This window comes from Candidatus Zixiibacteriota bacterium (assembly GCA_022865345.1).
Classification (GTDB): domain Bacteria; phylum Zixibacteria; class MSB-5A5; order MSB-5A5; family RBG-16-43-9; genus RBG-16-43-9.
In genome coordinates, this window is sequence record JALHSU010000196.1 from 1 (window position 1) to 4,270 (window position 4,270).

10 protein-coding genes are annotated in these 4,270 nt (G+C 42.5%); all 10 read right to left on the reverse strand.

The features are described 5' to 3' along the window. A partial coding sequence (locus tag MUP17_09945; GenBank protein MCJ7459302.1) for a hypothetical protein occupies positions 1–585 on the reverse strand: 585 nt, incomplete at its 3' end. Beyond that, positions 582–803, reverse strand: coding sequence for a hypothetical protein (locus MUP17_09950; GenBank protein MCJ7459303.1), 222 nt, complete (start codon positions 801–803; stop codon positions 582–584). The genes MUP17_09945 and MUP17_09950, both read right to left, overlap by 4 nt. A gap of 98 nt (positions 804–901) precedes the next feature. Beyond that, positions 902–1,159, reverse strand: a complete 258-nt coding sequence (locus MUP17_09955; protein MCJ7459304.1) for a hypothetical protein — start codon at positions 1,157–1,159, stop codon at positions 902–904. 197 nt (positions 1,160–1,356) lie between these two features. After that, complete coding sequence (locus MUP17_09960; GenBank protein ID MCJ7459305.1) at positions 1,357–2,091, reverse strand: hypothetical protein; 735 nt, start codon at positions 2,089–2,091, stop codon at positions 1,357–1,359. Further along, entirely contained in the window at positions 2,084–2,299 is a 216-nt protein-coding gene (locus tag MUP17_09965) for a hypothetical protein (protein ID MCJ7459306.1), read from the reverse strand. The genes MUP17_09960 and MUP17_09965 overlap by 8 nt, the downstream gene beginning before the upstream one ends. 215 nt (positions 2,300–2,514) lie before the next feature. Next, complete coding sequence (locus MUP17_09970) at positions 2,515–2,766, reverse strand: hypothetical protein (GenBank protein MCJ7459307.1); 252 nt, start codon at positions 2,764–2,766, stop codon at positions 2,515–2,517. Beyond that, entirely contained in the window at positions 2,763–2,948 is a 186-nt protein-coding gene (locus MUP17_09975; protein MCJ7459308.1) for a hypothetical protein, read from the reverse strand. Before MUP17_09975 ends, MUP17_09970 begins: the two co-directional genes overlap by 4 nt. A 14-nt stretch (positions 2,949–2,962) precedes the next feature. Beyond that, positions 2,963–3,166, reverse strand: coding sequence for a hypothetical protein (locus MUP17_09980; GenBank protein ID MCJ7459309.1), 204 nt, complete (start codon positions 3,164–3,166; stop codon positions 2,963–2,965). Continuing rightward, complete coding sequence (locus MUP17_09985; protein MCJ7459310.1) at positions 3,163–3,333, reverse strand: hypothetical protein; 171 nt, start codon at positions 3,331–3,333, stop codon at positions 3,163–3,165. Before MUP17_09985 ends, MUP17_09980 begins: the two co-directional genes overlap by 4 nt. Continuing rightward, positions 3,317–4,177: a site-specific integrase gene (locus MUP17_09990; GenBank protein MCJ7459311.1), complete on the reverse strand. Its 861-nt coding sequence runs from the start codon at positions 4,175–4,177 to the stop codon at positions 3,317–3,319. The genes MUP17_09985 and MUP17_09990 overlap by 17 nt, the downstream gene beginning before the upstream one ends. Between the last annotated feature and the right edge of the window lie 93 nt (positions 4,178–4,270).

A 4,270-nucleotide genomic window follows, 5' to 3' on the forward strand; every position in this document is an offset into this window, starting at 1 on the left:
AATAGAGAACCTAGCTTTCGCCCCACTTATGAAGCTACTTATCCCTGGTTCAATCTCTATCCTTCTTGTGCAAAATCGGGGGTCAATTCCCTCCGCCTTAGCATCCTCTTCTGTTATATCTTGGACTCTCTCTGCCCTCACGTCTGTTATCTTGGTAAAGTAGCGGGCTGCTGATTGAGGCATCAATAATGGTGAAACCCAGGGAGATTTTTCAGTCCCATCCTTGTTAAATTCCTGGCCACCATCACCATCAACCTTGATAACATCTGGATTATCAAGGCGATACCAAAATTCATCATAACTAACCTCAGCAGTAATAGGGTCAACCTTGTGGCAATACGCCTCTTTGATATAGACAACCTCGCCCACTTGGTAGCGAGGCTTAATATATCTGTTGTATAGCCAGTCATCCCGTTCGCATTGGGGATGTTGAAACCAATACTTGCCATCAATAGTCCCCTTGAATATCCACTCATCAGGATGTTCGTTTATTTCCTTTAGCCCACCTAATCGGCGTGTCTGCCATTCTCTATCACTCTCTGCAATAGCCTTAATCTTCCAAGGCTTAAACAAGATTCCGTTCATCTCTCTCCTTTAGCATCAATTAGCTTCTCAATGGCGAGACCATCCTCATCATATACATAATAATGCACTGGAGGTTTTTCATAACCTTGGCATTCCCAACACTTCTTATCTCTTCCATCTGGCGACGCAAACCGTAATCCACAGGAACTGCATATTCTCAGCATTGATAGGGTAGATTCATTCAGTTTTTGCTTCTCTTGTTCTGTCATCTCTCTCATTTATCACCTCTCATTTGGTAGCGGGGATTGCCACGCTTCGCTCGCAATGACACCCCCCAAGTGCAAAAAGGAGGAAAGAATGAAAAGAGTTAGTAGTCTCAATTTAATAATCCTTGCACTTCAGCTATTTCCCTAATCGCCTCTTTGCTTTTGTAATCAATCCTGGCTGCCACTTTGCACGGGAAACCCAAACTTCGGGCATAAGCATACCTTTCTCTTTTCTGTTCTAATTCCACGGGATAATTTTGCCTTGATTTTCGCTGGATGCTATCGCAGGTCTTACAGATATTGCTCTTCTGCCTTTTGCGAAACGGAGACCAGTTACCATTAAGTTCCGTATGACAAACCCTGCACACTCTATTTGCCTTCCTTATCCCCTGGCGTTCCCTAAATAGCGCGCATCCATAGTTATCGCAGGACAACGTAATTCCAGCCGAGAAGGGTATTTCAATCAATGATTTTCCACAAGCCGAGCAGGGAATATCTGTCACCCTAGTTAATCCCGTATTAGGTAGTCGCCATCCCTCAAAAAAGAAACGATTAGGAAAATCCACTATTTAATTCCCTTTGCCTTCTTTATTTTCTCCCAGGCTTCATCAAGGTCTGTTAATTCATCGTAATCTTTGATACTCAGGATTTCTTTGGCTTCATGGGTAGGTATCTTGTGGTTCATTAGCAATTTTTTGAAGTCAGTTATATTGGGGATTGCCTTGCCACTGGGAGATTCTTTACCTATCTTCTCCCAAGCTTTAGCTACTAATTCTGCATTAGTTTCAGGTGTCTCTACCTTAGCCTTTTCTTCTGGCGCTGGGGTTTTAGCTTCTGATGGCGCCTGGGTTTCGGGTTTTAGCTTAGTCTCCGGCGCTTTGGGTTCACTCTTTTTTACCCAGTTATAGAAAACATCGGCTTGATTGATTATCCCAACTACTTTAATCTTGTCTGCCACAGCGAGGTCTTTTGCATAAGAGCAGCACTGTGATCTTAATGATTGCTCCAGCTCCTCAGGCGACTTCCCACGATAGCCTTCCTTCTTCCCACCCATTGGTTGCCCGTCAATATAAATCTGGACAATCTTGTGATTCGTATATTCTCCCCTTATTTCTGTTTCTATATCAACACTGATTGTTTGCCCTTGTTTAATTGCTTCAAAGAGGCTGGGTCTAAAGGTGAAATATGAATGCTTCTCCTCCTGACCTTTAATCGTGAAAGATAGCTTGGGAATCTGTTTATCCCCTACCTTCTCGATTTCCTTGACTTGTGTTATCGTTAGGTTCTTGCGTTCAGCCATTGTTTCCCTCCCTTGCCAATATGAATCGTAAATGGTCAGGACAAAGATAAACTACACTTGTCATAGTTCCTTTTTCATCAACCCACCATCCCTTTGCTACGGCAGGTTCACCACAATCAAGGTTACGGCCATCATAATCAATATCATATTGACACTTATGTAAAAATTCATAATCAAACGTCTCTGTCTTTTTCTCTCCTTCAGCCATTTTTAACCTCCTTTTGTGTTGCTCCAACTAAGATTCTTGGGGTATAGTCCTGGCATCTGCTAGTAATTGGCGTTGCCGAATCGCTCCACTTGAGCTTAACCCAGGAATGAATTTTGCAGTTCCCTTGCCATTGCCCAACGGTAAACCATGAGACACAATCTCTACACTTTTTTATCTCTTCCATCATCCCCCCTTAATAATAGTAATCACAATCCTTAAATATCTTTGGGGCCTTCAATGAGATTTTTGAAGGCATCATTGTAGGCTTTATCAACTGAATTACCCTCTGTGGATATTTTTCTTTTTAGGTCTTTGCCCTGATTGTGCTTCCGTTCTTGCAGTTCCTTAATAGCATTCTGGCACTCCTTAATGGTAAGACGCAGACATCCAATACAATAAGCACCCGTCATTGATGTACCTTGGGTACCCTCTGTTTCTCTGCCACAAAATTCACAGATTTCCATCATTCCCCCTTTTTCTCCTCTTTGTTTTGGCTACTCAGCCATGAACTTATACCCTTGTAAAGTTCCTCGTCTCTCCATAGATAACCTATTAGAAAGTTCAAGAGAGACACTTCTTCTATATCACTTAATTTCCTGACCATGCCAGAGACAATCTGAAATTGTTGATTGGCTTTTTCAGTTATCATTATCATTTCCTCCCTTAATTTATTCTCTCCCGAAGCGACCTGTTGTAAGCCAGAACTGCTCTCTCCCTTCCTAATTGAATCCCCTTGTTAATGGCGAGCCTTACGATGCGGACAAACTCCTCATCATCCCTGGCTAGGGTTTTCAGGTTTGACAATGGCATACCCATTATCTCCTCCAGGTCTGCCTCATTGAGAATAGAACTTGTTAGTATGCTCATTTCACCTCCTTTTCCTTAGTAATAGCTTTTGATAAGAGATGAATTATAGTTCTGAATAAAGCGTTCATCTCACCATCACCTTTATCCTGTGTATGGTAATATCCCTCATAGGAAATTATATGAGAAGCTCTTATAAGTTCTTGTATCTTTTCAGGTGTTGGATTCATTTGTTGCTTCCTCAAATACTTTTATTGGACTATGTTTATGATGTATCTGAATCACATCTTCAGTTAAAAGCGGTGTGTAATAATTCGCCGTCGTGGTTATGGAACTGTGCCCCAGAATAAGAGATAGGCTCTTTAAGTCTCCGCCATCTTTAAGGTGAAATACCCCGAATGATCGCCTTAGGGTTTGCGGGCCGTATTGTTTTCCCCCTTGATAGCCGACCATCCTGAGATATTTCTTAACTATCTTGTAAAAGCCAGTAGACCCTAACGGTATATCCTTGTATTTGCCAGTCCCATGAAAGACATATCCGTCTTCATATACCGGTAAGGATAAAAGTAAATCCCTGGTAATTGAAGATAATGGGGCTACACGGTATCCTGTTTTCCCGTGAATAATAATTCTGTCTTCACCAATATCTTTTCTCTTTAGAGCTGCCTCGCCACTCCGGATAGCAGTGTCAATGAATAAGACTAGTATCGCTTTATCCCGAGCTGGTGCTTTCTCAAGGAACACGGCTAGTAAATTCAATTCCGTGTTTGAAATAGTAGGCATGATTTGTTTGGGAACTCTAGGGCGTGTTACCGATTGCATGAAATTAGGGATTCCACACCGCCTCTCGGCATAATTCCCTAAAGCATGATATGTTCGGTAATAGGCATCGGCATTGTGAGCACCCTTGACGGTTGCAAGGAACTCCTGTATTGTGTCAGACTTGGGCGGGAACTCTGGGGATAATTCTATAAGTCGCTTAGTATGGCAATCGTAACCCCTTAGGGTTTTGGGAGAAAGCCCCCGGAGCTTACAATCAGCCATGAAACTAGCGACGACCTCCTGTGTCCTCATGGCTTTCGCCTCCTTCCGCTAATTTATGACATGATTGTAAAAGATTAGTTCTAGTAATACCTAGGGGGTTTTGACTTTTAGAGAGTGAGCCGC